This is a genomic window from Mycolicibacterium septicum DSM 44393 (assembly GCF_000455325.1).
Classification (GTDB): domain Bacteria; phylum Actinomycetota; class Actinomycetes; order Mycobacteriales; family Mycobacteriaceae; genus Mycobacterium; species Mycobacterium septicum.
Genome location: NZ_HG322951.1, coordinates 987,017 through 1,012,552, shown reverse-complemented (window position 1 = coordinate 1,012,552; position 25,536 = coordinate 987,017). Strand labels below are relative to the sequence as shown.

The following is a 25,536-nucleotide window of genomic DNA, read 5'->3' as shown; positions in this document are numbered from 1 at the left end:
CGGCCAATTCGCGGCGACGCTGGGGTGCGTTGTACTTCCTGCGTTCAGCGATGCATCGCAGTGTATCGACCGTCCAGCCGACGCTCGGCGACAACGGTTGGTCAGAACTGCCCGCAGTTGGGCGTGGTGGGTTCCCCGTTGAAGCGGGCGGCGATCCACTGCATGGCGGGCTCTCCGTCTACCAGCATGGGGAGCGCGTGGTTGATCACCAATTTGTTCAGGAACGGCGGTTCCTCGTTGGTACGGAATTCGACGTCGGCACCCTGCGCACACCAGTCCCTGCCCAGCTGGTTCGCGGCTGTCCACGGCACCAACGGGTCGTAGCGGTTGCTGTTGATCAGTACCGGCGCGTTCGGCTTGTACCGGCCCAGCTTCTGCAGATCGAACAGGCTGCTGAACGGTTCTTCGTTGACCAGCTTGTTGATGTCCTCGTTGAAGTAGGGCTGCAGATGACGGAATGCGAAATCGACGATCGTCTGCCCCACGCATTGGCGCGACACCGACTCGAGCATGTCCTTGCCGCGTTGCGTGAGCTTCGAGCGGATCGCATCGGCGGCTTCCGGATAGGCGGCGATGACGCCGTTGAGCGCGTACCCGACGACACCCACGAGCGCACTACCGTCGGCGTAGGGCAGCAGTTCCTTGAGATTGGCCGGCGGCGCCCCGGCGTAGGTGCCGACGATATTCAGGTCGGGCGCGTACGCCGAAGCCAGCTCCGCCGCCGACGCGGTGGCTCCACCGCCCTGCGAATATCCCCAGAATGCCACGGGCCCATGCGGATCCAGTGACGTCTCGGGCAATTTCATCGCGGCGCGCGCGGCATCGAGCACGGCGTGCCCCTCAGCCAGGCGGTTCACGTAGGTGTGCATCGAGTCTGTGCCGAGACCCTGGTAGTCGGTCATCAGGATGGCGAAGCCACGGGCCACCAAGGTCGCGACGAAGGCCTCCTCGTAGTTGACCATGATGTCCCAGCCACCCGAATAGTGGATGCCCTGGTTGAACTGGCGCGACGGCGCGCACTGGTTGCCCTGCCCCTGGGTGCCGGGCGCATAGACGAGCAACGGGCGCGGCCCCTTACCCGGCCAGTCGTTGTACGGCTCGAAGTAGGTGCCGGTGACGGCGGTCGGATTCCCGCGAGAGTCCGTGCTGCGGTACATGATCCGCGTCCCGGTCGCCATGATGGCGCCCAGCTGACCGGACGGTTCGAGCACCAGCCGGCTCGGTTCGGTTCGGATCACATCGCCGGGGATACCGGCCGGCAACGGGTCCGGCGGGAGATAGAAATCCGCGTACTGCGGTTCGTCACCAGTGTCGGCCAACGCCGTCGTCGTAGATGCAACGAGCGATCCGATCATCAGCATGAGGACGACGACAATCCCCCCGGCATTGCGCATTACCGGACAGTAACAAGAAAGTGTCTTGCTATGCCACTTTTCCTCTAACAAACTAGAGAAAATGGCGACATGCGCAGGTCAGAAGCCTAAGATGACGGCACGGGCTCCAGTTCGACCGCGTGTTCGGCGGCGCGACGGCCCGAGAAGACGCAGTCGGCGATCGACAACCCACTGACGTAGGAGTTGGCGCAGATTCCGATCGCAGTCCGCCCTGCGGCGTAGAGGCCCGGAATCGGCTGTCCCTCAGGCGTTGTCACCGCTCCGGTGAGTTCGTCGACGATCAGGCCGCCGAGGGTGAACATGGGGCACGGGTTGATCAGGCTGGGCTTGATGGATATCGCGATCAGGGAGAACGGCCCCTGCTCGACAGGCTTCACGAACTCGGCCGGCTTCCCCATCGGATCCGGCAGCCCATCCGCGGCCGCGGCGTTGTGGGCCTCCACGGTGGCACGCAGCCCCATTGGATCTACACCGGCCTTGGCGGCCACCTCCTCCAGCGTGTCTCCCACGACCCGGTCGGTACGCAACATCGCTTCCATCTGCAGGCGCTGAAACCAGATGGCCTGCTTGGGAAGTTGCGCTCGGGCCTCGTCGAGCAGACGCCGGTCGGCCAGAATCCAACCGCGCCCGCCGTGGTCTTGAATCATGGCGTGCCCGACGGCCGCGCCGTAGCGGGTCTCGTCGATGAATCGTTGTCCGGCTACGTCGACGACGAGGGCACCAAGGAACGCGCTCGGCGGGGTGATGAATCGCCAGGCCGATACGTTGTCGAGGCGATCGACGGCGGCACCGACATCGGCGGCGAGAGTGATTCCGCTGCCGTCGTCGGCGCTGGTGCCGAGCTGGAGTCCGTCGCGGTACTCCGGTGCGTGCTCGGCGATCCATTCGCGATTGGCGATGTAGCCGCCCGCGCTGAGGATGACCGCTTGGCGCACATGGATTTCGACAGTGCGGGCGTACCTGCGCTCCAGACGTTTCAGGAGCTTTTCCATCGCGGCCCGCAGTGGCGGGTAGTAGATGCCCGGTTTGATCGCGAGCTCGGCGTATGCGCGATAGCGGTGGCGAACCCAGGCCGGCGCATCGGCGAGCGTGCTGGCCCGCACGCCGACCACCCGGCCCTCCGAGTTGGTCAGCAGCGCGTCAGCGCGGGTGTGGAACTGGGTGCGCACCCCGAGCGCCGCCGCTGATTCGGCCAAGGGCTGATAGATCTTCTTGCCCGATGCTCCCGGCCCTTTCGCCCGGTGACCACGTTGCGCCGGCGGCGTGATGGCGCGGAAACGACCGGAGTTCTCGCTGCCCGAGTAGTACAGGTAGTACTTGTTGTTCGGGTAGGACGTCTTGTACGGGCACACCGACGCTTCGAACGGCACACCGTGTTCGGTGAGCCAGTCGATCATCGCCGGACTGGTGTCGACGAAGCGGCGAAGCGTCTCGGGACGGACGGCGTCGCCGACCTCGGCCTGCAGGTAGGCGTACATCGCATCGGCGTTGTCATCGACACCGGCTTGACGCTGCACCCAGGTCCCGGCGCCGGCGTAGATGATCCCGCCCGACACCTGAGTCGCGCCGCCGCCGTTGAATCGGTCGATCGCCAACACGTCGGCACCCCTCGACCGCGCTTCCAGGGCAGCACAGACCCCCGCGGCTCCGTATCCGACCACGAGGACATCGACTGTGCGCACGTCTGGCATGGCTCTCCCTGAAAGTGATCGACCACCGCTCTTAAACTCATAGTTTGTACTCAAAGTACAAACTATGCGCAAGGACGCTCGTAGACTGCCCTCGTGGCTGAACAGACCGGGCGAACGGTGCCTCCTGCGGTGGCCGAGAAGCTGTACACGGCGACGGACCTCATTGCCGCCCGTGGGCTGCAGAAGACGAAGATCGAGGACATCGCCAAGGCGTCGGGTGTCCCGAAGGCAACGCTGTACTACTACTTCAAGGGCAAGGACGACATCCTGGCCTTCCTCTTCCGGGATTCCCTCGATGCGCTCGCCCGCGACGTCGCTTCGGCCGCCGATGCGCCCGGGCCGGGCAGAGACCGACTGGCCGCCGTGATCGAGGTTCAGGTCGCGCACACCATGCACCGCCCGGGAACCGCCCAGGCACTGGTCGGTGATCTGGGCCGCGCAATTCGACTGCCCGAACTCGCGTCGGCCGTTCAAGAGGCTTTCTACGAACCCATCGCCCGAGTGCTCCACGCCGGAGCCGCCGACGGCTCACTGCGGAACCTCGCCGACCCGGAGAGCACTGCGATCAGTATCTTCGGCGCGATCATGATGACCGCGATGTTGCACAACGTCATCGATTCCGAGAAGACGCAGGACGAAGTCGCGAGCGAGGTCATGCATCTCATCGAACACGGGCTCGCGCCGTCACATTGACGTGGTCACTCGCGCCTGGATCGGACCACCCGCTGGGCGTACTTGGCACGGAATGCCGTTGGTGGCATGCGTATTGCTGGGTACATCGATCACGTCGGTCGGGTTGAGCAGATTGTTGTTGACCCCCGGATGGGCGTTGGCGATGTCCAGCCGGGTGCCGTCAAGGCCGTGGCCCCAACCGTGCGGGAGGCTCACAACCCCGGGCATGACTTCGTCGGACACTTCGACCGGGACGGTGACGACCCCTTCGGTGGTACGCACTTCAGCGGCCGCACCGTGCGTGACGCCGGCCCGTTCGGCATCGACAGGATGAATGAGCAGGGTGCATCGGTCGCGCCCCTTCATCAAGGTCGGGACGTTGTGCAGCCACGAATTGTTCGAGCGCAGATGGCGCCGGCTGGTCATGACCAACTCAGGTGTCGGACGATCCATGCGGGCCATGAGTCGGGGGACGTCGTCGGTGATATGTGCGTGCAGCAGTTCAACTTTGCCGGATGGGGTGATGACCGTCTCGTCGAGTCGCCCACCGGCCAACTCCTCCAGCCGAAGTCCGTTGGGGTGGCGCTTGACCTCTTCGAGGGTGAGTCCGCCCGGGTTGGCGCCGAAACGGTCGCCCCACGGCCCGACCCGAATGCTCAGGTCCGCCAGTCGGTCCGGCCCTCGCCCGTCGAGTGCCGCCATCACCTCGTGAGCGTCCAGCCCGGTCAACGGGTTGTCGGGCAGCCCGGAAAAGGTCGCGATGGTGCCCGCGGTGTAGAGCTCATCGAGTGCTGCGACGTCAACCTCGGGCACGGGTGTTCCGAACAGTGCGCCGCCGAGGCGCAACAGAAGCTCCCATTCGTGGGGCCGATTGGCGTCGGGATGTGGATCGAAGACCGCGGCAGAGTATTTGACGCCGGAGGCGACGGCGTAGCTCCAGTAGAGGTCATCGATGTGTGGATGCTCCAGTGGGGAGAGCCCGGGGAAGACCACGTGGGCGTGGCGGCTGGTCTCGTTGAGCCAGTTGTCGATCGAGATCAATGCGTCGAGGCGGCCCAATGCTTTTGAGAGTCGTGCCGCGCCGGGTACCGATACGGCCGGGTTTCCGGCCACCGTGATCATGGCCCGGATCCGCCCGTCGCCGGGAGTGTCGATCTCCTCGGCCAGACATCCCACCGGGAAACAGCCCAGCACTTCGGGCGCTCCGCGCACCCGGCTGTGAAAGCGCCCGAAGCTGTAACCGGGCCCGTCGTGCTCCGGCGGCTTACCGAACATCGGCACCCACACCGCAGGCTTGGCGAAGACCGCACCACCGGCGCGATCCAAAGCGCCCAGCGCGGTATTGATCACGAACACCAGCCAGGTGGTCAGCGTCCCGAATTCCTGTGCGCACGCCCCGATCCGGCTGTAGACCACCGGATTCTGTGCGTGTGCCAGCTCGTGGGCCAAACGTCGAATGCCCTCGGCGGCAACACCGGTGGCCGCCGACACCCGCTCCGGCGTGAAGGGCTGGGCCAGCGCCACAACCTCGTCGAGGCCCAGAACCCGGTCTCGCAGGTGTGCCGGATGCCGCACCCAGCCGTTCTCTGCGAGTGTTCGCAGGATCGCGAACAGCAGCAGCGCATCCGTGCCGGGCTGAATCGGCACCCACTGGCTGGCACGCTCAGCCGTGAGAGTGCGGCGAGGGTCGACCACCACCACGGTCCCACGCTTGGCGATGTCCGCCAGCAATCCCATGATGTCGGGGGCCGAGAGCATCGATCCCTGCGAGGCTGCGGGGTTGGCGCCCAACATCATCAGGTAATCGGTCCGATACAGGTCGGGGATCGGTCCATTCCACATCGCGCCGAACAGCAGACAGGACACGACATTCAGCGGCCATTGATCGACGGTGCCCGGCGAGTAATAGCCCTGCATCCCGGCAGCCTGGGCAAAACCCAGCAGTGACCCGATGTAGGTCGCGAGATCGCTGTTGTGCGCCACAGGATTGCCCACGTACACCGTCAGGGCACGGACACCATCGGTGTCGAGGACCGGGCGCAGCACACGCTCGGCCTCGGCGTACGCGTCGTCCCAGGAAACCTCGACATGACTCCCATCCGGGCGGCGGACGAGGGGGCGACGCAGGCGATCGGGGTCGTCGTGCAGATGCCCGATCGAGGCACCCTTGGGGCAGATGTGGCCCGCTGACCACACGTCGTCCCGATTGGGGCGCACCCTTCGCACCTGCCCGTCGGCGACCTGAACCCGCAGGCCGCACATCGCCTCACACAGAGGACAGGTCACGAAATGCTCAGCGTCTGCCGCCATTTCACCCCTTCGGATGAGACCGAGGTCATATCAATAGGGTTTTGATAATGACTATCAAAATAGCGGCTGTCAACGCCCGGTTCGCCTGGGAAGGCAAGATGGCGACCATGAAGGCGAACCACAGGAGAACCGACACCGTTACCCGGCCGACGGCTACATCGATGGTCATCGCGATGGCACTGGGTCTGCTGGCCGCGGTTCTGATGTGGGGTCCGGGTGCCGCACGCGCGTACGCAGCGGACGCATCGCCGGCCGGGGACACCCTCTCGATCGGCGACCCTGCCGCACCCGGCCAGATCGACCTCTACCTGGATCCGCTCTGCCCCTACAGCGGAAAGATGATCCGCGACCAGGGCGCCGAGGTCGGCCGTCGCATCGAGGCAGGCAAGCTCCACATCAATCTGCGGCTCGTCAATTTTCTCGAAAAGTACTCAGCCAGTGGCACTTACGACAGCCGCGCGATCTACGCAGCCTTCATCGTCGCCGATCACTCCAAATCGAGCGACGTCACCTGGCAGTTCATCGAGCAGATCTTCTCCGCCGATCAGCAGCCGAAGGAGAAAGGCCCGACAGACCTGAGCAACGATCAGCTCGCCGGTCTGGCCGATCGTGCCGGCGCGCCGCCGTCAGCGCAGGACATGATCAAGCTGGGACTTCCGATCCCCTTCGACGGACATGTGATCGCCGCCAACAACCTGCCGCTGCTGCGGGCAATCCCTGACTCCGGAGTGCCGATGGTGGTCATCGACGGCGAGTCGGTCGACGGAAACTCCGATTGGCTCGATCGCCTGCCGCGCTGACTATCGAGAGGTTCCGATCGGCGGCAGCGAGCCGACGGCCTCGAGCTGATCATGCTGGGCAGCGAGGGTGTCGGCGAGGAATGTCCGGGCGATGAGCAATAGCTCGGCGATCTTCGGGTGCGCGAGCGTGTAGTACACCGCGTTGCCGACCCGATGCCCGCTGACCACGTGATGTCGCTTGAGGACCGCGAGATGCTGGGACAGCAGGGTCGGTTCGATATCGGTGGCAGCCAGGATCGCACTGACCGGGGTCGGCTCCTCGTTGACGGACAGGATCTCCAGCACCCGGATACGCGCCGGATGCGCGAGCGCCTTGAACAGGTTGGCCTTGATCTCGTACAACGGCCGCTCGGGACCTTCCAGGACGCTGTCGGTCACCGCTGCCCCAATGATTGATGGATTGATGAAATTCGCAATCCATCATAGCGACCGTTACCCTTCAGCAATGCCCACCGGCCAAGCCCCACGCACGAAACCGGGCCCGCTGCAGTACATCGGGTATTGCTACGGCAAGCGGCTACCCGACTCGATGCGCGACTGGGTGGCCAATGACCTGGCAGGCCCCGGAGCCACCATCCGGATGATGGTGCGCGTCGCCATCCCGGCCATCCTCATCCTGGCGCCGATCTGGTTCATCCCCATGTCGCTCTACCTGCACGCCAGTATGACGGTGCCCATCTTCATCCCGTTCGTGTATTTCTCCCACGCCCTGAACAAGGTGTGGCGGCGTCACATGCTCGTCAAACACGGTTTGAACCCCGCCCTCATCGACGAGCTGTCGCGCAAGAAGAATGCGCACATCCACCAGGCCTACGCCGAACGCTACGGACCGCGCACCGGCCCGCGCAGCAGCGGCGATATCTGACCACTGTTCGGTCAGGACTGGAGGGTGCACAACGTGAGCGCGAAGGCGGGTGCGGCGGCAGTCCCGATGACGATGAGCAACGTCGCCAGCGACCGTGGGTGCCACCAGATCGTGCGGCGGGGTTGCATCAAGCGGGTGACCCGGTCGGTCACCGCGGTACCGGTCGCGGCCAGCACACCTTCGGGGAGCCGGAGCCGGGTGCTCAACGTGACGAGACCGGCCAACAGTGGCTCACGGCCGTGCCTGCGGGTGGCCGCATCGTCGGCGCACATCTCCAGTAATGCCGGTACCGCCTGCGCCGCCGCTCGCATCAGCGGCAGCCGCGGCAGCGCGGCCGCGAGCGTTCCCAGCGTCGCGATGATGTGGTGATGACGCCCACGCAGGTGGGCCCGCTCGTGGGCCAGAACCGCGGCCAGAGCCGGCGGGTCCAGTAACTCCAGCGCGGCGGTCGTGACGACGATGGCGCGGTGCCGGCCGCCGGATACGCAGTATGCCGTCGGCTGGTCAGCCGTGATGGCGACGACGCCGTCATGGTCGGTGCGCCTGCCGATGATCCGGACCGCTTCGACGTGCCGGCGATTGGCGCGCCGCGTTCTGCACAACGTGACGATCACACGGCGCGTGGTGTTGGTCGCCACCGCGGCAGTGACTGCGAGCAGGGCGACGACCAACACCGTCGCCACGGTGGGCGGTAACGTCACCGCGCTCGCGATCCCCAGAGTTTCGACGCAGAACGTCGGTGCGCTGCGAGTGATCAGGCTGTGGGCGGCACCCGCGATCAGGATCACCAACGCCGCCACCCATGCGAATGACGCGGTTGCGACGACCACCAGCCAGCCCGCTACCGAGAGCCGGGGATGGATGCGGCTTGAGATCGGACCGGTGAACAGCACCGGCGCCAGCCAGCTCAAAGCCATCGCGTAGCCGAGGAGGAAGGTGACCGCGTTCATCGTGGCTGCCCCTCGGTGAACCGCTTGAGCGCCTGCCGGAGCTTTGTCGAGTCGTCGTCGACGATCTGCTCGAGGAAGAAGTTGAGGATCAGCTCGCTGTCACCGCCAGATTCGAACACGGTGCGCATGAGCTGCGCGGAGTGTTCCTCGCGGCTCATCACCGGCCGATAGCTGTAAGCCAGACCGACCTTCTCTCGCTGCAGCCATCCCTTTCGGAACAGGTTGTCCATCGTCGACATGACCGTGGTGTAGGCGATCTGGCGCTTGGCGACGAGCTCATCGTGCACGCTGCGCACTGTGGAGGGCTCCGTACGTGACCAGAGCAGTTCCATCACCACAGCTTCGAGATCGCCAAATCCCTTAATTCCCATACCTACTACCGCCCACCCAGGTGCGCCGTCACCGTATCCCGGCCCCGCGCGTCAAACCTATGTAGCGCGATAGTAGCTGCTCTGCTCATTTCGCCGCGCTCCCGATCCCGGTGGCATGAGGATCAGCCTCTACCGCGGCGGATTCCACAGGGCGGGTTCGCGAACGGGCGCGCCGCCGCCACAACCGAATTGACCGCCACAGGATGAGCGCAACCACCACGCCCAGGATCAGCCAGGGATCGCTGACGCTCGACGACAGTCGGCCCAGCCAAACTTGCAGGTCATACTGCGCGTCGACGGAAAGCACGGCGCCGAGGTTCGCGGTGCCGTCGGTGAGAAGGAACACCCCGCCGAGGATGATGAATGCCGCACCGGTGAGCAGCGAGGTGGTGTGCGTCTCCAGCGGACCCAGGCGTACCGGTCGCCCCCGTAGCCAGGCCCGCTTCGACAGGTTGAAGCGATCCCACAACCAGGCGAGCAGGAACAACGGCGCGGCCATCCCGAGGGCGTAGACGGCCATCAGCAGTGCCCCGTAGGCCGGGTCGGCCCCCATCGCCGACATCGTCAGGACCGCGCCCAGCAGTGGACCCGCGCAGAAGCCGGCCAGTCCATAGACAGCGCCCAACGCGAACACCGAGACGGTGCCGGAGATGTTGATCCGTGCCGTCATCCGTTGCATGGAGGACAGCCCGAATCCCTTGCCCAGCAATGTCATCAGACCGAACCCGATCAACACCAGCCCACCGATGGTGCTGACTTCCCCGCGATAACGCGTGACGACGCTACCCAGCAGGCCGACGCCGGCGCCCAACGGCACCAGCACCACACAGAGGCCCGCCCAGAACGCGAAAGTGCGTCGGATCAACAGGTGTGCCCGGTCGAAGGCGTAGGCGAAGAACGACGGCAGCAGCAGGGCCGAGCAGGGGCTGAGCAGGGAGGCCAACCCGCCGAAGAAGGCTCCGAGCAGACCGACGCCACTCACCGGCCGGCCAACGCGCCGTCGATGGCGCGCACGAAGTCGTCGATGGGCTGGGCACCGAGCGTCGGCACGTCGTTGATCAGGAATGCCGGGGTGCTGGGCACACCGATCCCCGTGCCCCGGGCCAGATCGGAATTGATGACGGCGTCGAAGGTGTCTCCGCGCATCGCGGCGGTGAATCGGTCGATATCGGGAACTCCGGCCTGCCTGGCGAAGCCGATCAGGGCCTCATCCGTCAGGTCTGCCTTCGACCGCTCGGGCGCGGCAGCGTAGACGGCGCTGTTGAACTGCCAGAACTTTCCTTGCTCGGCCGCCGCGCGTCCGGCACGCGCTGCCGACATCGACTGCGGGCCGAAGATCGGGAAGTCGCGCCACTCGATGCGGAGCCGGCCCGCGTCGACGTAGCGCTTGACGAGTTCGGGCTCGATGTCGCGGCTGAACTTCGCGCAGAACGGGCAGCGATAGTCGGAGAACACCACCAGCGCCACAGGCGCGTCGGGAGCACCCAGCGCGAGTGGGTCGCCCGCCTGGCGACGCTCCACCGGCGAGCCGCGCCCCTCGGCGCTGCCGCCGGCTGCTTCGGCGTCGGACAGGGACGTCACCGACGGCCCGGCGGCGGGCGCGGCCGGGGCGTCATTGTCGGGACGCAACACCAGGTAGGCGATCAGGGCAGCCGCAATGACAACGAGTCCCCCGATGACGATGAGGTCCTTGTTGACATTCTCTCGCCGTCCGTTCACTGCGCACCTCCATGCTAGCCTGACCTACGTAGCTACGCCGTAGCTACGTATTCCGTTCTAGCACACTGCGTCACCGAGACGTAGACACAGATGGGAGACGCCGCGATGTCGGTGGGTTCACCCCAGAAGCGGCCGGCACCGATCCTGTCCGCGCTCGCCCTGATCCTCGTCGCCACCATCAGCGCGCTTTTCTGGCGCGCCGATGCTTCGTTCGCCTACACGCTGGCGACATCCAGCGAGAACGCTCCGGTGAGTTTCACCACGACCTCGGGTGCCAAGCTGGTCGACGGTGGGACATACGGCGTCGGCACCGTCATCGTGGCCAAGTTCGACGGACCGGTTGCCGACCGTGGGGCCGCGGAGAAGCAGCTGGCAGTCCAGACCGTGCCGCCCGTCGAGGGGTCCTGGTACTGGATGAACGACCAGCGTGCCCACTGGCGGCCGCAGAGCTATTACAGCCCGGGCACCCAGGTGGTCGTGACCGCGGACGGCCAAGGCGCCGGTCGAGTCTCGTTCCGCGTCGGAGAATCTCACGTATCCATCGCCGACGACGCCACCAAGCAGATCCGCGTCTACCGCAATGACGAGCTGGTCCGCACGATCCCGACCTCCATGGGCATGGGCGGATCCGAAAACGTTGCGGGAAAGACGATTTCATTCTGGACCCAACCCGGCGTCTACACGGTGATGGACAAGGCAAGCTCCGTGGTCATGGACTCCTCCACCTACGGGCTGCCGGTCGATTCACGACTGGGCTACAAGGTGACCGTCAGCAACGCGGTACGACTCACCAACAGCGGGATCTACGTCCACCAACTCGACAGCACGGTCTGGGCGCAGGGCAAGACCAACACGTCGCACGGATGCCTGAATGTCAACGCCGACAACGGGCGGTGGTTCTACGAATTCTCCCAGCCCGGAGATGTCTTCGAGGTGCGCAACACCGGCGGTGAGCCCCTGCCCGTCTGGCAGAACGGCGACTGGGGTGTCCCGTGGGAGAAGTGGGTCGGGGGCAGCGCCCTGCGGTGACTCGCAGGTGCGGGCACAGGCGTGTCTATCCCGTCGGGGCCGCGGCCGATAGTTGGATGCGGATGATCACGAACTCCGCGGGCTTCACCGGCGCGAACCCCACCATGACGGTGACGAGGCCCTGGTCGATGTCGTCCTGAGTCATGGTGGTCCGGTCACACCGCACGAAGTAGGCATCTTTCGCCGTCTGCCCCTGAATAGCCCCTTGCTGGAACAGGTTCTGCATGAATGCGCCGACACTCCGGCCAAGCTGCGTCCACAGTGGTTCCCCGTTGGGCTCGAACACCGCCCATTGCGTCCCGCGATACACAGACTCTTCGATGTAGAGCGCCAGCCGGCGCACCGAGACGTACTTGAACTCGTCGTGCAGGGCGTCGGTGCCCGCCAGCGTGCGGGCACCCCACACCACTGGGCCCCTGCCAGGGAACGTCCGCAAGCAGTTGATCCCCGACGCGTTGAGGGTGCCGTTCTGGCCGTCGGTGAGCACCACTGTCAACCCGGAGACCCCGGCCAGCCCCGCATTCGCGGGTGCCGTCCACACGCCACGGTCGGCATCGGTGCGGGCCATCACGCCGGCCACCGCGCCGCAGGCCGCGAAGTCGCCCGCCGCCCCGTTGCGCAGCGGGTCGAGCCGCCGTATCCGGGGAAAGTAGACCGCGCCGTTGCGGGCGGCGCCCCCCGTCAGTCCGTGTTCGGCCGGCCAGGCGGTGACGGTGCTCGGTGTCGCCCCACCCGGCGCGTCGACAATCAGGAATGCGCGGCGTCGAGCACAGTAGGCGAGCGCCGCCTTCCACACCGTCTGCGGTAGGTCACCGTCCGGCACCGGCGGCGGTAGGCACAGCAGCGTGAACAGATCGACCTTCGCCAGTGCGTAGATACCCTTGTCGGCGTCCTCGAAGCCCGCGCCTACGTAGTCGGTTTCCGTGAGAACGCCATCCTTGGCAACCAGGCGAAGGATGATCGCGGACCCGCCGCCGTTGGCGAAGAAGTCCTGCACCGCATATCCGAGGCCGCTGTCGGCCGACAATCCCCCGAACGTGCTCTCGAACTCGGCGTACGAGGTGACCCGCACCGGGTCTTCGGCAGGGCCCTGAGCGCAGCTCCCCACGAAGGCGCAGATCGCGGTGGGCACGCCGGCGATGATGTGGCCCCCGACCTCCTCGATCTCGACGCCGGGAGGTTGCTCTGGGACTGGCATGACGACCCCTTCCGACCCCTCCGGAATCGATCATTCCACCTGTGACCTGCGCCACTGCAGATTCTCACCGCCCTACCGTGGCGTTTTGTGAGATCGGACAATCGTTAACATCGAAGCGCTACTCATCCGAGGGGCCAGCCCACACGACCCACAGGACGCTTGATTTGAACTCGCCAGAACTCGCCCACTGGAATGCCCAAGAAGCACTCGCGGAGGCGATGATCCCGATCATCGGCACCCTGTACCGGGCGAAGGGCGTGACGGTCCTGCTGCACAGCCGGTCGCTGGTGAACAGGTCCGTCATCAAGATCCTGCGGACCCACCGGTTCGCGCGGCAGGTGGGCGGTGAGGAACTGTCGGTCGAGGAGACCTTCCCGTTCCTGCAGGCGCTGGCCGACCTGGACCTGGGCCCGTCGAAGATCGACCTCGGCCTGCTGATCATGGCGTACCGCGCCAGCGATGCGGGACTGTCCGTGCGCGAGTTCACCGCAGAGGTGCTCAGCGACGTGACCGGTGAGAACAAGAGCGAACCGCAAGGTCCGCGGGACGTGGTGCTCTACGGGTTCGGCCGGATCGGCCGACTCGTCGCGCGCCTGCTCATCGAGAAAGCCGGGTCCGGAAACGGCCTGAACCTACGCGCCGTCGTGATCCGCAGCAACGGCGAAGGCGACCTGGCCAAGCGGGCGTCGCTGCTGCGCCGCGACTCGGTGCACGGCCAGTTCAACGGCACGATCAAGGTCGACACCGAAACCAACAGCCTCATCGCCAACGGCAACGTCATCAAGTTCATCCACAGTGACGACCCGGCGAGCGTCGATTACACCGAGTACGGAATCGACAACGCGATCCTGATCGACAACACCGGTAAATGGCGCGACCGCGAAGGCCTGGCCAAGCACCTGCGCCCCGGCATCGCGAAGGTCCTGCTGACCGCTCCGGGCAAGGGTGACGTCCCGAACATCGTGCACGGGGTCAACCACCGCACGCTCGATCTCGAGCAGCAGATCTTCTCCTGTGCGTCATGCACGACCAATGCGATCGTCCCGCCGCTCAAGGCGATGGACGACGAGTACGGCATCGCGCGCTGCCACGTGGAAACCGTGCACTCGTTCACCAACGACCAGAATCTGTTGGACAACTATCACAACGCCGATCGCCGCGGCCGGTCCGCGCCATTCAACCTGGTGCTCACCGAAACCGGCGCCGCCTCCGCGGTTGCCAAGGCGATGCCCGACCTGAAGGCCAAGATCAGCGGGAGTTCGATCCGCGTCCCCACCCCGGATGTTTCGGTGGCGATCCTGAACATGCAGCTGAACCGCCCGACCACCAAGGAAGAGGCGCTGGAGTACCTGCGCCAGGCGTCCCTGTCGGGGCCGTTGAGCCGCAACCTCGACTACACCGCGGCGACCGACGCCGTCTCCAGCGACTTCATCGGCTCACGCGCGGCGAGCATCATCGACGCCAACGCGACGATCGTCGACGAGGACAACGTCATCCTCTACGTCTGGTACGACAACGAATTCGGCTACTCATCTCAGGTCGTGCGCACAGTGCAGTACCTGTCGGGAATCGAATACCCGACGTATCCAGAGATACGGGCCGGCGCGGATCAGACAGCCTTGGTGGCTCCGTAATAGGCGACGATGTCTTGGGATCCCGGGGCTGCGCTGGTCAGCTTCGCGTATGACCGCAGAAAAGACTGGCCAACGCACCCATCGATCTTGATGTGTACGTCTTTGAGCGTGACCCGGGAATCCTTGCCTTTGAACTTCATCTCGGTAACCGAGACGTTGATGACCTCGCCGGGCTTGGGTCGCACTTCGACGTTGCCCTGGATCGGTGCGCTGATCCCGCCAAGGCCGGACCGGCTGACCGACGAGGAAAGCCCGAGGCTCCCGGTCAAGCGAACCGAGCTCAGTGCGATCCCGCAGCCGATCTGGTAGCCCGCCTCGAGAGTGCCGCCACGCAATGACGTACTGCCACTGCCGCTGACGCTGCCGGTGAAGGTTCCGCCCGCCAGGTACTCACGGGACGTGGTCGCGGTGGTGAGGGCTGGGATCGGCAATTGTGTTTCGTCCTTGGCAGCGAGCCTCAGAACCCAACCGTCTGGCGTCGTGACCACGGCCGGTTCCGCCGAGGCGACGGTCCCGTTGTCCGGCGTCATTCCGGGTTCGCCTTCAACGGGCGGGAGCGCATCTGGACCCGGCTCATGCGGCACGGCGGGTTCGGGAGCGGCGATCGCGTGTGGCGCCGGCACCATCAGCGCGCCAACCGCCATCAGCGCAGCAAGAATCTTGGTCATGTGAATTGTAGATACCTCTCGGAACGTAAATGATTGAGCGCGTGGGAGTTTGGGCTTCCGGATTCACACGGCCTTGGTGACGCCCACGTAGGAGACGACATCCTGCGTGTCGGCGGTGGAGCTGGTGAACGTCGCGTAGGAGCGGATGAAAGACTGACCGACGCAGTTGTCGATCTTGATCCGCAGGCCGGTGATCGTCACACGTGCCGAATCGCCCTCATATTGAATCTTCGTCACCGGGATGACGGATGCGCTGCCCGGCTTGAGGGTCGGGCGGATCTGCGCAAAGAGACCACCGCCGACGCTCGGCACACCCACAGAGCTCAGCGACGGCGTGATGTTGCCGCCGAACCTCGCGTCGACGACATCAGCACTGATACCACAACCGATCTGGTACCCCGCCTCCAGTGTGCCGCCTGCCAGCGCGGCCCTACCGGATCCCGCCACCTCACCCAGAAACGTTCCGCCCACCAGGTATTCGCGCGAGGAGACGGCAGTGGTCAAGGGCGCGACGTCGAGCTGCGTCTCGCCCACCGCCTTGACCGAGAGAATCCAGCCCTCAGGCGTTGGCAAGATCCCGGGTGCGGCCGACGGTACGTCGCCGTTGCCGACTCCTGGTCCGGTCGCGACATCGGGCGCCGGCGGAGCCGGAATCGGTTGGGCCCCAGACTGGATGGCGCCAGAAAGTGACGCAACACTGCCGAGCTAACATGCGGCAGCCAGTGTGACAAGAGTTTTCAGCATGGTGCGACGGAGCGCCTCTCAGTATCCCGGAAATGGCCTTCCGGGGGAACCTAGCAGCGCGCGCAAAGCGGTGTCACCACCCGGCGCCGTGCATCCATAAACATTTGGGACACAGCGTTTCTCGAAGGTTAATGGCGAGAAAACTGCGCCCGCACATTAACCTTCGGTTACGCATCACACGCTTCCGACCAACAGTGCCAAGTCAATTCAAACACGGTTCACACGACGCGCACAGATATCGCCAACCAGTGAGCGAACAAACGCCTTGATGGCAAAGGGTTTTGGTGCCCGGTCGATCTCAGGGAGATCCCGCGATCACGACGCGGGTCGCAGCATGTAACCCACCCCGCGCACGGTGTGGATCATCGGCTCGCGGTCGGTATCGACCTTCTTACGCAGGTAAGAGATGTAGAGATCCACGATGCTGGACTTCCCGCCGAACCCGTAATTCCACACCCGATCCAGGATCTCAGCCCGGCTCAACGCCCGCCGCGGATTACGCATCAGATACCGCAACAACTCGAACTCGGTCACCGTCAGATTGATCGGCTCACCAGCCCGAGTCACCTCACGACTGGCCCCGTCGAGCACCATGTCCCCGACCTTCAAAGTCTCATCGGCCGGCGGCGTGGTGTGACTGGACCGGCGCAACAACCCACGCAGCCGGGCCACCAGCTCCTCAAGGCTGAACGGCTTGGTCATGTAATCGTCGGCCCCCGCCGTCAGCCCCGACACCCGGTCCAGCACCGAATCCCTGGCCGTCAAAAACAGCGTCGGCGTGTAGCCATCGGCCTCACGCATCCGCTGCAGGATCTGCAAGCCGTCGATATCGGGCAGCATGATGTCCAAGACCACCACATCCGGTTCGATCTCGTCGAACTTTGCTACCGCGTCATGGCCGTTGTGCGCCACATCGACTTCCCAACCCTCATAGTGCAGGGCCATCTTCACCAGGTTGGTCAGCGCCGGCTCGTCATCGACCAGCAACACCCGGATAGCTGATCCGTCGGCGCGGTGAATCTTCGGCAACTGTCCGAGGATCGCCTGGCGGGGTTGCTGGTCGCGGGGAGGAACCGATGCCAGGGCCATAACTCCATAGTCCGGAGCACATAGGAAGTTGTCACTGAACTCATAGGAGTCTCATGCCCGGGGCAGCGGGACAGAACCCGGATCGCTCGCCATGGCAGCGCGCCGGGACGGTCAGTGAGCAGGGGCGACGTGCACCGCAATGCGGCTGATGGCGGTACCCATGTGTACGGCGATGTGCTCGCGGGCCGACATCTCGGCATCGGCGCGGCTGACAACGGTGACGACCAGATCCAGATCGGGGATCCGAACCCGGTAGCCGTGCCGCGTGGGGTGGATCTCGATGGCGAAACGGTGGTCCGGCAGCGCCTTCGGCCGGGGCCAGAAGAACCTCGCGCTCAAAGACTCCAGCAAACAGTCAATCTGATATTGCTCACGGCGCTTGAGCCTGATGGCTTCACGAAGACGAGGCATCCGGCGTCGGTTGCGATCGTCGGCCAGATGCCGGACGAGCAACTCGCAGTCACGGGTCAGTTCATCTTCGACCACTGCCCGCTGCTCCTCCAGCATCCCGCGGTAGTACCGGGCCTGTTGCAGTTCCTGCTGGCGAGCCAGGCGAACTACGCCCACCTGTTCGGCAGCCTCGGCCCGGTCACCGTCGGGTAGGGCGAGACGCGCGCCTCGGTCCTCCGGTGCCGGCTCCTCGGCACCACCCAGCACTCGAATCAGTGCTCGTCCAGCACGATGCTTCGTCGGCAACTGCCCGTCGGCCGACTGCCGTCGTTGCTGGGCGCCGGAGGGAGCAGACATCGCCGTCACACCGTCATTCTGCGGACGATAAGGGCGTCCGCCGAAGACTTCATATCAACTTCATGCGTATCGGCGGACCGGCGACTCAGAACAAGGCGATGATTCGGTTGTTGTGAGGATCAACCCCCGGCCGATGAAAACTCTCAGGAGGAGCCGGACGCCACGGAGCTTGACGAGTTGCAGATCAAGCTTCTCTGTCGATCAACGCCAAGAGCTTGAGAGGCGCGGCAGCGATGAGGACCGCGACGAGAGCAGAGAGTGTCAGCCCCAAGAACGCGGCCGTGAGCGTTATATACATGGCAGTTTGCAGCCGCTCTAAAACACCACTCATGAAGCAACCTCTACAGACGAACTGACGCTCTTGCGGTGCGCTCTCGTCGCGCACAACGCAGACCTTAGGCCGCGCCCCGGCGGGGCCGGGGCTACGTTATGTAACGAACTCACCGAAATCGTTGACACTCTGCCATCAGGGCACGCGAGCTGCTCAGCTGCCAGGGACGGGCTGATGCAGTTCTCCGAGATCGATCGGTCTTCCGAGGACGTGCTCAGCCGCCCGATCTCCCGGCAGCAACGCCCCGTTCACTGTTGCCGGGTCGGTGCTCCAGGTTGCTTCCCCAGCAAGGTGCACCGCCCCACCGACCGGAGTCGCCATCGCATCGTGGTCCTCGTGGGAAGCTCCCACCGCCACATGGGAATACGAATCCAACGAATACGGACTGCACCCCACCGGGTAACCCAATAGTTCACCGGGCCCGGGACGCTGTCGCCATAAATCTGTCTCAGGGAGGCCAACGTCGAGGCGACGACCTGCTCATCAGTCATCCCTCGACCTCCCGGCCCCAATGGCGGGCTATGCGTCGCCGTGCAACTCCCCGCGAGGCCAAAACAAGCGGTACTGGTCAGTGCGCACCCGCGACTGGACTCGAACCAGCAACCTCCTGCTTCGTAAACAGGCGCTCTCTCCACTTGAGCTACGCGGGCATCGTGTGTCGCACCCCTGGACGGACTCGAACCGCCAACCTTCGCCGTCGGAGGACGACGCTCTATCCGCTTGAGCTACAGGGGCATGGACATGGGCGGGGTGACGGGCGGGATTCGAACCGGTGACGTCCAGATAATGAGCCCGGTGGACTACCGAATTGTCCTACCGCGCATGGTCTTCATTGCGTCATCTGGCGCGGATGGAGGGACTCGAAACCCGTTCTGTCGGTTTGGACGACTGACGTGCAAACCCGTTACACCTCAACCGCTTGAATATCGGTGCGCCGTGGGGGTTTCGATCCCCCGTCCCCAGATTAAGAGTCTGGTGCTATCCCAACTCAGCTAACGGCGCATGTGGCTCTTGAGTAGGCCTCCCAGGACTCGAACTCGGAATTCACGAGTAAAAGCCAAGAGTGGTAATCGATCTCATTAACTACGCGTTCAACGATACTCACCGCTCACGGCACGGTACGAGTCCGCAATCCACAGGCCTAAGCATCGATGGTGCGCTCGACAGGAGTTGAACCTGCATGCCCGTATTGGGCACCCGGGTCTGAGCCGGGCGCGTCTTCCAGTTCCGCCACGAGCGCGGATGCCACATTGTTCAGTTTTCAAAGAGCCAGCGGGAAAAGATGTTTCACCTGTCACGCCACTCTGCACACGGTCATTCGGGTGCGTTGCCCTTAACAGCATGGGGTGCGGGCAACGCGATTGTCGAGCGGTTTCTTCTTCGTAACCCGTTGCACACCAGCCTAATTAGGCGTGGCGAACTACAGCAACGTCAGGCGACGTTCCTGTCAGCGACAACAGCGAAGTTGAGAAGTTTGTGAGATTGTTCTTCGGTCTCGTGTTTCCGGCCGCGGCCCGCACCCATTGACAGGGTGGAAGGTCGTTGACGAAGCACCTGAGATGCCCCAGGGCATCATGCTCGACCGATTGTCGGGCAAGGCCTCTGGCGTCGACGGTGCCCGCGCACCACAAACTCGCCGCGGATGCTTCATGCATCCCGGCGAGCGGCTCATAGCCGTGGCAGGACCTTGTCACGCCGCGACGATAACACCGCATTCCGCCAGGTCCCAGCGAATTTTTCAAGGGGAGATCATCGCCATGTTCGAAGTACGCCCGCTACATCGAGAGGCCGAACGCACCGCCTTCGACGAGGATGACCGTCCCGATAACGACGAGTGCGACGGGCAGGATGATGTGGCCCCAGCGTGAGAGCGCCTCGGCAATGATCGGGCGGGAGGCGAAGTATCGCCCGGCCGCGCACCACACCGCAACGCCGATGAGAAACACGACGGCATAGGCAGCGACAGTGCCGATGGTCGCGACGGCGAAGATCGGCACGTACACACCGATGTTGTCTCCACCGTTGGCGAAGGTAACCGCTGCGACTTGCCAAACCCCCGGCCCTGCAGGTGGCGACGCGAATTGGGCATCTGGCGTTTCGGTGTCGTGACTGCGGCGCCACGAAACCCACGCGGCCCTGAGCCCCAACATGATTGGCAGCAGCCCGAAGTACGGAAGAACCGTGGGGGGTAGCAGCGTTTCGCCGAGTAGGGCGCCGCTGATCGATACCGCCAGGATTGCGCCGAAGCCGAGGTACTGACCGACGATCACCCGGATCGCTGCCCCGCGATGGCCTGGCGCCTGACCGAAGAACACGGCAAGTACGACGATGTCATCGATGTTGGTCACCGCGAAGGCACCCATTGCCTGGGCGATGGGTGCCAGGCTCACGTCACATCCCCAGCCGGTCGCTCATCGGCGAGGACACTACGGGAACGGCTTCGTCGAGGTGCTGAAGTGGTGGCCAATGGCGGCTAATTACTCCCCTTGCTCATGGACAGGATCAAGGCAATGGCGTCCTCCGAGTGGCCGCCTGGAGTCAGAACCTCCCGCAGGAGCAGGCCACGCATCGCGGCGACGGCGATGATGGCCATGTTCAGCGCCTCCTCGGAGTTGTGCCCTTCGCGTTCTGCGAGCGAGGCCAGCATCATGGTCAGGTCGTCGAGTGAGTCGATGAACTCACGAAAGTCCGCTGGTCTATACGCGGCGAGCCCTACGACGTGAAAGAAGCCGCGGATACGGGACAGCCGCTCCGGGCGGGTATAGGCCCGCCAGATCGCCACGACGAGTTCGTCGAAGGTGCCATGCTGGGCGGCCTCGAGAAACACCTCGTTGTCACGAGATCGCTGCACCTTGAGCATCGCCGCCAAGACACCCGAGAGCGACCCGAAGTGGTACCGCAGCAGGGCGTGGCTGGTCTCGGCCCGGGCAGCGACCTCACGCAACGACATGTCCGGAGAGGGAAGCGACTCCCCGAAGGCAGCGAGAAGCCGAGCCAGAAGGCGCTCGCGTGCGTCCCCTTTGCCTTGCGCGGTTGACAAGATCACTCCCACACTTTATCCATTGGATAAGATTTCTCCAATGGATAACGAGCCGCTGAGGGCGCCGTGCTGCGCGGCCGGCCGAGTTGTGAAGGACCTTTGATGAGCGCCATGTGGCAAGGCTGTCTCGCGGACACCGACTACTTCGAGATGCGTTCCAACGGTGGGCATGGCTACGGCATCTGGGTTACCACGCCACCTGGCTACGACCGGGTCTCGACGCCGGCGCCCGTCGTGTACGTGCTCGACGGTAACTTTGCCGTGGGCCTGACGGCTCCGCTCATCGTGACCCAGATGGACCCCATGCAACGGATCCAGCCCTACATCCAAGTCAGCGTCGGGTACGCGGGCGAGGAAGCACAAGACTGGGACCGGCTGCGCAACAGAGACTTCGTGCCACCCGGCGAGCCCATCGCCAAGGAGCTCATCGATGCCGTGGAGATGGGACTGCAATCAGGCATGAGAACACGCGACGAAGCTGACGCCTACCTCGCCGAACTACGCGACACCCACGCCGATGTGTTCCTGAGTTTCCTTACCGCGGAACTGCACCCACGGATCGAACACGAATACGGCACCGCCACAAGCGGTCACGGCCTTTTCGGCTACTCCTACGGCGGACTTTTCAGCCTGTATGCCTGGCTCACCGGCAGCACCCTCTTCGAGAGCATCGGATCGGGCAGCCCCGGCGTCATCGGTGACGACAGTCAGATCTTCGCCCAGCTCGACGAGTTGGGTGACAGCCGGCGTGCCGCCAAGCTCCACGTAACCTTCAACGACCGCGAGCTTCTCGGGGACCTGGCCGTCTATCAAAGCCTCGCGAAGAACACGGCCACCGTCCTTCACCGCCTCACCTCACGCAACGAAGCGGTCACCAGCGAGATCCTGCACGAAACGCACGTGACTGGCCTGCAGGTATCGTTCCTCAGTTACCTCAGGACCTGCCGTTCCGTGTAGTGGCGTCCCTGCGGCCCCTGATCACGCGGCCGCAGCCAACCTGAACGGCATCTCGATGGTGAGCCAGAGGTTGACACCACATCCACCGCTCGGTCCGATGGTGCGGTCATAGCCCTTGAAAGTCTCTGGGTCGTCGGAGATGCGCCAGAAGCGGAAGGCCTGGTCGCCAGGCGTGGTGCTGCCGTCCGGGCAGGTTTGCCACTTGTCGAGGTGATGGCGCACCAACCACACCCCTGCTTGACAGCGAAGGCTCTCGGTCCAGCCCTGTTGGCTCACCACCTGCCCCGCGCAGTGCATCACGTCGTCACAGTTGGACGTGACCGTCCACGTCGTGACGACCGTGGATTCGTCGTGGTACACCTCGCGGGTCTTTGCCCATTGCCCGTCGGAGGTAGCGGTGAAGGTCCCGTTGATGGGCCGGTCGCATGACTCTGCTTGCGCGACGGCGGCTGTAACGAAGCTCGTTGCCACCACTACAGCCAGGATGGTCGATGCTGCGATGGCACGTCCGGGAAACAATGGCTTCTCCTTGAACTCCGTTGTGGGCTGGCATGTTCAGCGGTCGTCATCCGGGCAGGATGAGTTCCTTCCAACTCGCCGTGTGGCCTGTGGTCATGAGGTTGCGCTGCACGTAGACCTGCCCATCAGGAGCCATGTACTTCCCGGAACCGGGGTCGTAACGGGTGATCGCCACGGGTTCGGCAGGACTGAGCCCCTGAAGGCCGAGGGGCCCCGACGCCTGCGGCTGCCCAGCGGAATCATCCGGCGGAGTCGCCGGATTCTCGGGCGCGGGCGGCACCGAACTGGGCGGATCTTGACCCGGTGGAGGTGGGGTGCCTTCGAGCGGCCCGTCGAGGTTGTCATCCTGCCCTACTCGCCAATCGGGCGGTACTCCTTGGCCGGCCAGGTTGGGATCGAACGGGTAGGGGCCCAACGCATGTTGGCGTTGTGCGAGCGGCATAAAGGGTTTGTCGCTGTCGCACTCCTCGACGGTTGGTGCGCGCTTCCCGGGATGGCCCATACAGGGGTAGTTGCGGGCGCCGCGTACGGCGATCGGCGCGTCCTGGGGCAACTTGCAGTACAAGCCGTCGGGGGTATCGGCCGGGCTGGTGTCGCCCGGTGCCCGCCACTGGTTCGGGGGCAGATATCCGACGGTGCACGGCGACGGGTCGGCCACGGTGAGCCGGAAATCGCCGAGGCCTTTGCCGACGTAGTTGTTGTTCGGTCCGGCGCCGATGAACATCGAAGTCAACGGCGGCGCCAGCACCAGGACCTGTTCGAGCGAGGGGTGGTAGGTGACGCCAACCTGTCCGATCGAGGTGAGGTTCGCAAGAAGGATCGGCAGTGTGGGCTTGACCTGATCGAGAAGGCGAGTCGTTTCCTGGAAGGCGCCGGGGCCTTGTCGCAGCAGCGTGCGGATCTGCGGGTCGTTCGTGGTCAGTTGTGTGGTGACTTCCGCCAGGCTGTGCGTCCACGTGCGGATTGCGTCCGATGTCTGCAGCTGTGAATCCAGCAGCGGCTCACTGTCTTCGATGAATCGGCGGGCCTGTTCGGCGGTCGGCCGGAGATCCGCTGCGACACGGGAGGACGAGTCGAGTAGGGAGCCCAGGTCGTATCCGGCGCCACCGAGGCCCTGTGCGGATTCATCGAGAAGCCTGGTCAATGAGTCCTTCGGGATGCTGCCCAGCAGGGCGCTGAGTTGATCAAGCATCGGACCCACCGGTTGGGGGATCGTGATGTCATCCGCGGATATCACCGAACCGTCGTGCAGGTAGGGCGCAGCGTCGGTGCGCGGACGGAGTTCCACGTATTGCTCACCGATCGCCGAGACACTGCGCACCTGTGCCTGCAGGTCCGCCGGAATCTTGGGCGAGCTATCCAGCGAAAGAGTCGCGGTGGCACCGCGGGCGGTCGGTTCGATGGCGATCACCTTGCCGATCTGGCTGCCGCGGTAGGTGACGTTGCTGAACCGGTACAAGCCGCCGGCACCCGGCAGTTCCATGGTGACGGTCATCCGTCCCATCCCGAGCAAGGTGGGGACCTGCATGTAGACGAAGGCCATCACAGCCATACCGATGACCGACGCCACGGCGAAGACGATCAGCTGGGTTCGAATGAAACGTGTCAGCATCAGCAGCCTCCGATGGCGCCGTCGGTGGGCAGTGGTGCGCCGGGAACCCGCGGCGGAGGCGGCCCTGCGCCATCGGGAAGCCCGGTGGGTTTCGGTGTCATCGGAGGGGCGACGCCGACCCCAAGCGGGTTGTCGCTGTAGTAGGCGTCGTAACCGGGGTCCCCGGGTGCCGGTACCAGTGTCAGACCTTCTTGGCCCCAACGGGTTCCGAGAAACATTCCGCTCTTGAGCCGGTTGACCGTGAGGTCGATGACGGCGAACAGGTTGATGTAGTCCCCCCGTACGGCACGGTCGATGAAGTCCTGGGTGAGCGGATAACTCGACAGGAATGCCAGCCCCCGGTCCAGGTCCGGCCCGACGTTGGCCAAACCGCACAGGGTCGGCTCGAGGTTGTGCAGATTCGCGACCAAGTCGGCCTGGGTGTCGTTGACCACCTGGTGTGCGGTATCGGCGAATGTCCCGAGTTCGCGCAGCGCGGCGGTGAACCTGGGACGCTGCCGGACCAGAACATCCATCGCACCCGGCATTGTGCGCAGCGCACGCGTCAGTACGTCTTTCTGTGCACCGAACGTGCCGGCGAGCCGATCCACGGCGCGCATCGCTTCGACCATGTCGCCGCGCTGCGCATCGAAGGTGCCCACCAGCCGGTCCAGCCGCCCGAGCAGGTCACGCAACTGCGGTTCGTGACCGGACAGTGCGGCATTCATGTTGTGGATGATGTCGCCGATCTGACCCAGGCCCCCGGAGTTGATCAGGGCCGACACTGCGGCCAGGGTCTCCTCGGTGGTGGGATAGGTGGACGATTGATTCAGGGTGAGTGTCGCGCCCGCAGGCAACTGCCCGGCCGGCGGTTGGTCGGCGGGCGGATCGAGGGCCAAGTGACTTGATCCGAGGAGGCTGGTCTGACCGATGGTGGCCACGGCATTCGCTGGTACCGAGACGTCGGGGCGAATCGACACCTCGACGTCGGCGTGGCCGGCCTTGACCTTCATCCCGGAGATGCTGCCGACGACGACGTCGTTGATCATCACCGGTGAATTCGCTTCGAGCGTACCGACATTGGCGATTTCGACATGGTAGGCCCGGGCGTCCGGTCCGCGCCCGACGGCGCCGGGCAGAGGCAGGGAGTTGACGCCCTGGAAGGCACATCCAGCAGTCGAGGCCACCAGGATGCAACAGCCGGCGCTCACCCATCG

The 25,536-nt window shown here is 64.6% G+C and carries 25 protein-coding genes and 4 tRNA genes; 6 read left to right on the top strand and 23 right to left on the bottom strand.

The window, feature by feature from the left end; all coding sequences use genetic code 11:
• Positions 1-101: 101 nt before the first annotated feature.
• Both TX88_RS04670 and TX88_RS04665 read right to left on the bottom strand, forming a co-directional pair.
• Positions 102-1,394 (bottom strand): lipase family protein, encoded by a 1,293-nt coding sequence (locus TX88_RS04670; RefSeq protein WP_084621812.1) that lies wholly within the window; start codon positions 1,392-1,394, stop codon positions 102-104.
• 86 nt (positions 1,395-1,480) lie between these two features.
• The gene (locus TX88_RS04665; protein WP_044514999.1) at positions 1,481-3,085 is read right to left on the bottom strand and encodes an FAD-binding protein; all 1,605 of its coding nucleotides are present in this window, start codon (positions 3,083-3,085) and stop codon (positions 1,481-1,483) included.
• A 93-nt stretch (positions 3,086-3,178) separates the two neighbouring features.
• Between TX88_RS04665 and TX88_RS04660 the strand changes: the two genes are divergently transcribed.
• Positions 3,179-3,778 (top strand): TetR/AcrR family transcriptional regulator, encoded by a 600-nt coding sequence (locus TX88_RS04660; RefSeq protein WP_044514998.1) that lies wholly within the window; start codon positions 3,179-3,181, stop codon positions 3,776-3,778.
• Here the strand turns inward: TX88_RS04660 and TX88_RS04655 are convergent.
• The gene (locus tag TX88_RS04655) at positions 3,770-6,067 is read right to left on the bottom strand and encodes a molybdopterin-dependent oxidoreductase (protein ID WP_044514996.1); all 2,298 of its coding nucleotides are present in this window, start codon (positions 6,065-6,067) and stop codon (positions 3,770-3,772) included. The genes TX88_RS04660 and TX88_RS04655 overlap by 9 nt on opposite strands.
• Before the next feature lie 161 nt (positions 6,068-6,228).
• On the opposite strand from TX88_RS04655, the gene TX88_RS04650 reads away from it, so the two are divergent.
• Positions 6,229-6,867, top strand: coding sequence for a DsbA family protein (locus tag TX88_RS04650; protein ID WP_044514994.1), 639 nt, complete (start codon positions 6,229-6,231; stop codon positions 6,865-6,867).
• Here the strand turns inward: TX88_RS04650 and TX88_RS04645 are convergent, their stop codons facing one another.
• Positions 6,868-7,245 carry an ArsR/SmtB family transcription factor gene (locus tag TX88_RS04645; RefSeq protein WP_044514993.1) on the bottom strand — a complete coding sequence of 126 codons (378 nt, stop codon included), beginning with the start codon at positions 7,243-7,245 and terminating at the stop codon, positions 6,868-6,870.
• A 67-nt stretch (positions 7,246-7,312) separates the two neighbouring features.
• On the opposite strand from TX88_RS04645, the gene TX88_RS04640 reads away from it, so the two are divergent.
• On the top strand, positions 7,313-7,732 hold the full coding sequence (locus TX88_RS04640) for a DUF5313 domain-containing protein (protein ID WP_044514991.1): 420 nt from the start codon (positions 7,313-7,315) through the stop codon (positions 7,730-7,732).
• Between the two features lie 11 nt (positions 7,733-7,743).
• Here the strand turns inward: TX88_RS04640 and TX88_RS04635 are convergent, their stop codons facing one another.
• From TX88_RS04635 to TX88_RS04620, 4 genes are all read right to left on the bottom strand, one after another.
• Positions 7,744-8,682, bottom strand: coding sequence for a M56 family metallopeptidase (locus TX88_RS04635; protein WP_044514990.1), 939 nt, complete (start codon positions 8,680-8,682; stop codon positions 7,744-7,746).
• Positions 8,679-9,053 carry a BlaI/MecI/CopY family transcriptional regulator gene (locus tag TX88_RS04630; RefSeq protein WP_044514988.1) on the bottom strand — a complete coding sequence of 125 codons (375 nt, stop codon included), beginning with the start codon at positions 9,051-9,053 and terminating at the stop codon, positions 8,679-8,681. The genes TX88_RS04635 and TX88_RS04630 overlap by 4 nt, the downstream gene beginning before the upstream one ends.
• An 85-nt stretch (positions 9,054-9,138) precedes the next feature.
• Entirely contained in the window at positions 9,139-10,035 is an 897-nt protein-coding gene (locus tag TX88_RS04625; protein ID WP_084621811.1) for a cytochrome c biogenesis CcdA family protein, read from the bottom strand.
• A complete protein-coding gene (locus tag TX88_RS04620) occupies positions 10,032-10,772 on the bottom strand; it encodes a DsbA family protein (protein ID WP_044514987.1) in 741 nt (246 codons plus the stop codon). The genes TX88_RS04625 and TX88_RS04620 overlap by 4 nt, the downstream gene beginning before the upstream one ends.
• A gap of 90 nt (positions 10,773-10,862) precedes the next feature.
• Between TX88_RS04620 and TX88_RS04615 the strand changes: the two genes are divergently transcribed.
• Complete coding sequence (locus TX88_RS04615) at positions 10,863-11,801, top strand: L,D-transpeptidase (RefSeq protein ID WP_244438354.1); 939 nt, start codon at positions 10,863-10,865, stop codon at positions 11,799-11,801.
• A 25-nt stretch (positions 11,802-11,826) separates the two neighbouring features.
• Here the strand turns inward: TX88_RS04615 and TX88_RS04610 are convergent, their stop codons facing one another.
• Positions 11,827-12,999, bottom strand: coding sequence for a phage tail sheath family protein (locus tag TX88_RS04610; protein ID WP_044514985.1), 1,173 nt, complete (start codon positions 12,997-12,999; stop codon positions 11,827-11,829).
• A 164-nt stretch (positions 13,000-13,163) separates the two neighbouring features.
• Here TX88_RS04610 and TX88_RS04605 point away from each other — a divergent pair, with 164 nt between their 5' ends.
• Entirely contained in the window at positions 13,164-14,633 is a 1,470-nt protein-coding gene (locus TX88_RS04605) for a glyceraldehyde-3-phosphate dehydrogenase (RefSeq protein WP_084621810.1), read from the top strand.
• On the opposite strand, the gene TX88_RS04600 is transcribed toward TX88_RS04605, so the two are convergent.
• The 11 genes from TX88_RS04600 to TX88_RS04550 all read right to left on the bottom strand — a co-directional run bounded on the left by TX88_RS04600 (position 14,609) and on the right by TX88_RS04550 (position 21,258).
• A complete protein-coding gene (locus tag TX88_RS04600) occupies positions 14,609-15,301 on the bottom strand; it encodes an MspA family porin (protein WP_044514982.1) in 693 nt (230 codons plus the stop codon). The genes TX88_RS04605 and TX88_RS04600 overlap by 25 nt on opposite strands.
• A gap of 63 nt (positions 15,302-15,364) precedes the next feature.
• Entirely contained in the window at positions 15,365-15,976 is a 612-nt protein-coding gene (locus tag TX88_RS04595; RefSeq protein WP_409365874.1) for an MspA family porin, read from the bottom strand.
• 384 nt (positions 15,977-16,360) lie between these two features.
• Complete coding sequence (locus TX88_RS04590; RefSeq protein WP_044514980.1) at positions 16,361-17,134, bottom strand: response regulator transcription factor; 774 nt, start codon at positions 17,132-17,134, stop codon at positions 16,361-16,363.
• 111 nt (positions 17,135-17,245) lie between these two features.
• Positions 17,246-17,890, bottom strand: a complete 645-nt coding sequence (locus TX88_RS04585) for a hypothetical protein (RefSeq protein ID WP_168441628.1) — start codon at positions 17,888-17,890, stop codon at positions 17,246-17,248.
• 475 nt (positions 17,891-18,365) lie between these two features.
• Positions 18,366-18,608, bottom strand: coding sequence for an FAD-dependent oxidoreductase (locus tag TX88_RS35700; RefSeq protein ID WP_409365846.1), 243 nt, complete (start codon positions 18,606-18,608; stop codon positions 18,366-18,368).
• Between the two features lie 180 nt (positions 18,609-18,788).
• Positions 18,789-18,862, bottom strand: a tRNA-Arg gene (locus TX88_RS04580).
• 11 nt (positions 18,863-18,873) lie between these two features.
• Positions 18,874-18,947, bottom strand: a tRNA-Arg gene (locus TX88_RS04575).
• Between the two features lie 195 nt (positions 18,948-19,142).
• A tRNA-Lys gene (locus TX88_RS04565) sits at positions 19,143-19,214 on the bottom strand.
• 150 nt (positions 19,215-19,364) lie between these two features.
• A tRNA-Leu gene (locus TX88_RS04560) sits at positions 19,365-19,452 on the bottom strand.
• A 535-nt stretch (positions 19,453-19,987) separates the two neighbouring features.
• Positions 19,988-20,602, bottom strand: coding sequence for a cadmium resistance transporter (locus TX88_RS04555; RefSeq protein WP_044514977.1), 615 nt, complete (start codon positions 20,600-20,602; stop codon positions 19,988-19,990).
• A gap of 83 nt (positions 20,603-20,685) precedes the next feature.
• Positions 20,686-21,258 carry a TetR/AcrR family transcriptional regulator gene (locus tag TX88_RS04550; RefSeq protein ID WP_044514975.1) on the bottom strand — a complete coding sequence of 191 codons (573 nt, stop codon included), beginning with the start codon at positions 21,256-21,258 and terminating at the stop codon, positions 20,686-20,688.
• A gap of 96 nt (positions 21,259-21,354) precedes the next feature.
• On the opposite strand from TX88_RS04550, the gene TX88_RS04545 reads away from it, so the two are divergent.
• Entirely contained in the window at positions 21,355-22,209 is an 855-nt protein-coding gene (locus TX88_RS04545; protein WP_044514973.1) for an alpha/beta hydrolase, read from the top strand.
• A 21-nt stretch (positions 22,210-22,230) separates the two neighbouring features.
• Here the strand turns inward: TX88_RS04545 and TX88_RS04540 are convergent, their stop codons facing one another.
• From TX88_RS04540 to TX88_RS04530, 3 genes are read right to left on the bottom strand one after another with little or no spacing between them, the layout of a single operon-like run.
• A complete protein-coding gene (locus TX88_RS04540; protein WP_210741651.1) occupies positions 22,231-22,728 on the bottom strand; it encodes an Rv2253/PknI dimerization domain-containing protein in 498 nt (165 codons plus the stop codon).
• Between the two features lie 46 nt (positions 22,729-22,774).
• Positions 22,775-24,340: an MCE family protein gene (locus tag TX88_RS04535; protein WP_044514971.1), complete on the bottom strand. Its 1,566-nt coding sequence runs from the start codon at positions 24,338-24,340 to the stop codon at positions 22,775-22,777.
• Positions 24,340-25,530 carry an MCE family protein gene (locus TX88_RS04530; RefSeq protein ID WP_244438352.1) on the bottom strand — a complete coding sequence of 397 codons (1,191 nt, stop codon included), beginning with the start codon at positions 25,528-25,530 and terminating at the stop codon, positions 24,340-24,342. The genes TX88_RS04535 and TX88_RS04530 overlap by 1 nt, the downstream gene beginning before the upstream one ends.
• Positions 25,531-25,536 lie beyond the last annotated feature (6 nt).

Coding starts and splice junctions, on each gene's coding strand:
- TX88_RS04670 (WP_084621812.1), bottom strand. CDS start 1,394: ATGCGCAATGCCGGGGGGATTGTCGTCGTCCTCATGCTGATGATCGGA.
- TX88_RS04665 (WP_044514999.1), bottom strand. CDS start 3,085: ATGCCAGACGTGCGCACAGTCGATGTCCTCGTGGTCGGATACGGAGCC.
- TX88_RS04655 (WP_044514996.1), bottom strand. CDS start 6,067: ATGGCGGCAGACGCTGAGCATTTCGTGACCTGTCCTCTGTGTGAGGCG.
- TX88_RS04650 (WP_044514994.1), top strand. CDS start 6,229: ATGGTCATCGCGATGGCACTGGGTCTGCTGGCCGCGGTTCTGATGTGG.
- TX88_RS04640 (WP_044514991.1), top strand. CDS start 7,313: ATGCCCACCGGCCAAGCCCCACGCACGAAACCGGGCCCGCTGCAGTAC.
- TX88_RS04635 (WP_044514990.1), bottom strand. CDS start 8,682: ATGAACGCGGTCACCTTCCTCCTCGGCTACGCGATGGCTTTGAGCTGG.
- TX88_RS04630 (WP_044514988.1), bottom strand. CDS start 9,053: ATGGGAATTAAGGGATTTGGCGATCTCGAAGCTGTGGTGATGGAACTG.
- TX88_RS04615 (WP_244438354.1), top strand. CDS start 10,863: ATGGGAGACGCCGCGATGTCGGTGGGTTCACCCCAGAAGCGGCCGGCA.
- TX88_RS04610 (WP_044514985.1), bottom strand. CDS start 12,999: ATGCCAGTCCCAGAGCAACCTCCCGGCGTCGAGATCGAGGAGGTCGGG.
- TX88_RS04600 (WP_044514982.1), bottom strand. CDS start 15,301: ATGACCAAGATTCTTGCTGCGCTGATGGCGGTTGGCGCGCTGATGGTG.
- TX88_RS04590 (WP_044514980.1), bottom strand. CDS start 17,134: ATGGCCCTGGCATCGGTTCCTCCCCGCGACCAGCAACCCCGCCAGGCG.
- TX88_RS04545 (WP_044514973.1), top strand. CDS start 21,355: ATGAGCGCCATGTGGCAAGGCTGTCTCGCGGACACCGACTACTTCGAG.
- TX88_RS04535 (WP_044514971.1), bottom strand. CDS start 24,340: ATGCTGACACGTTTCATTCGAACCCAGCTGATCGTCTTCGCCGTGGCG.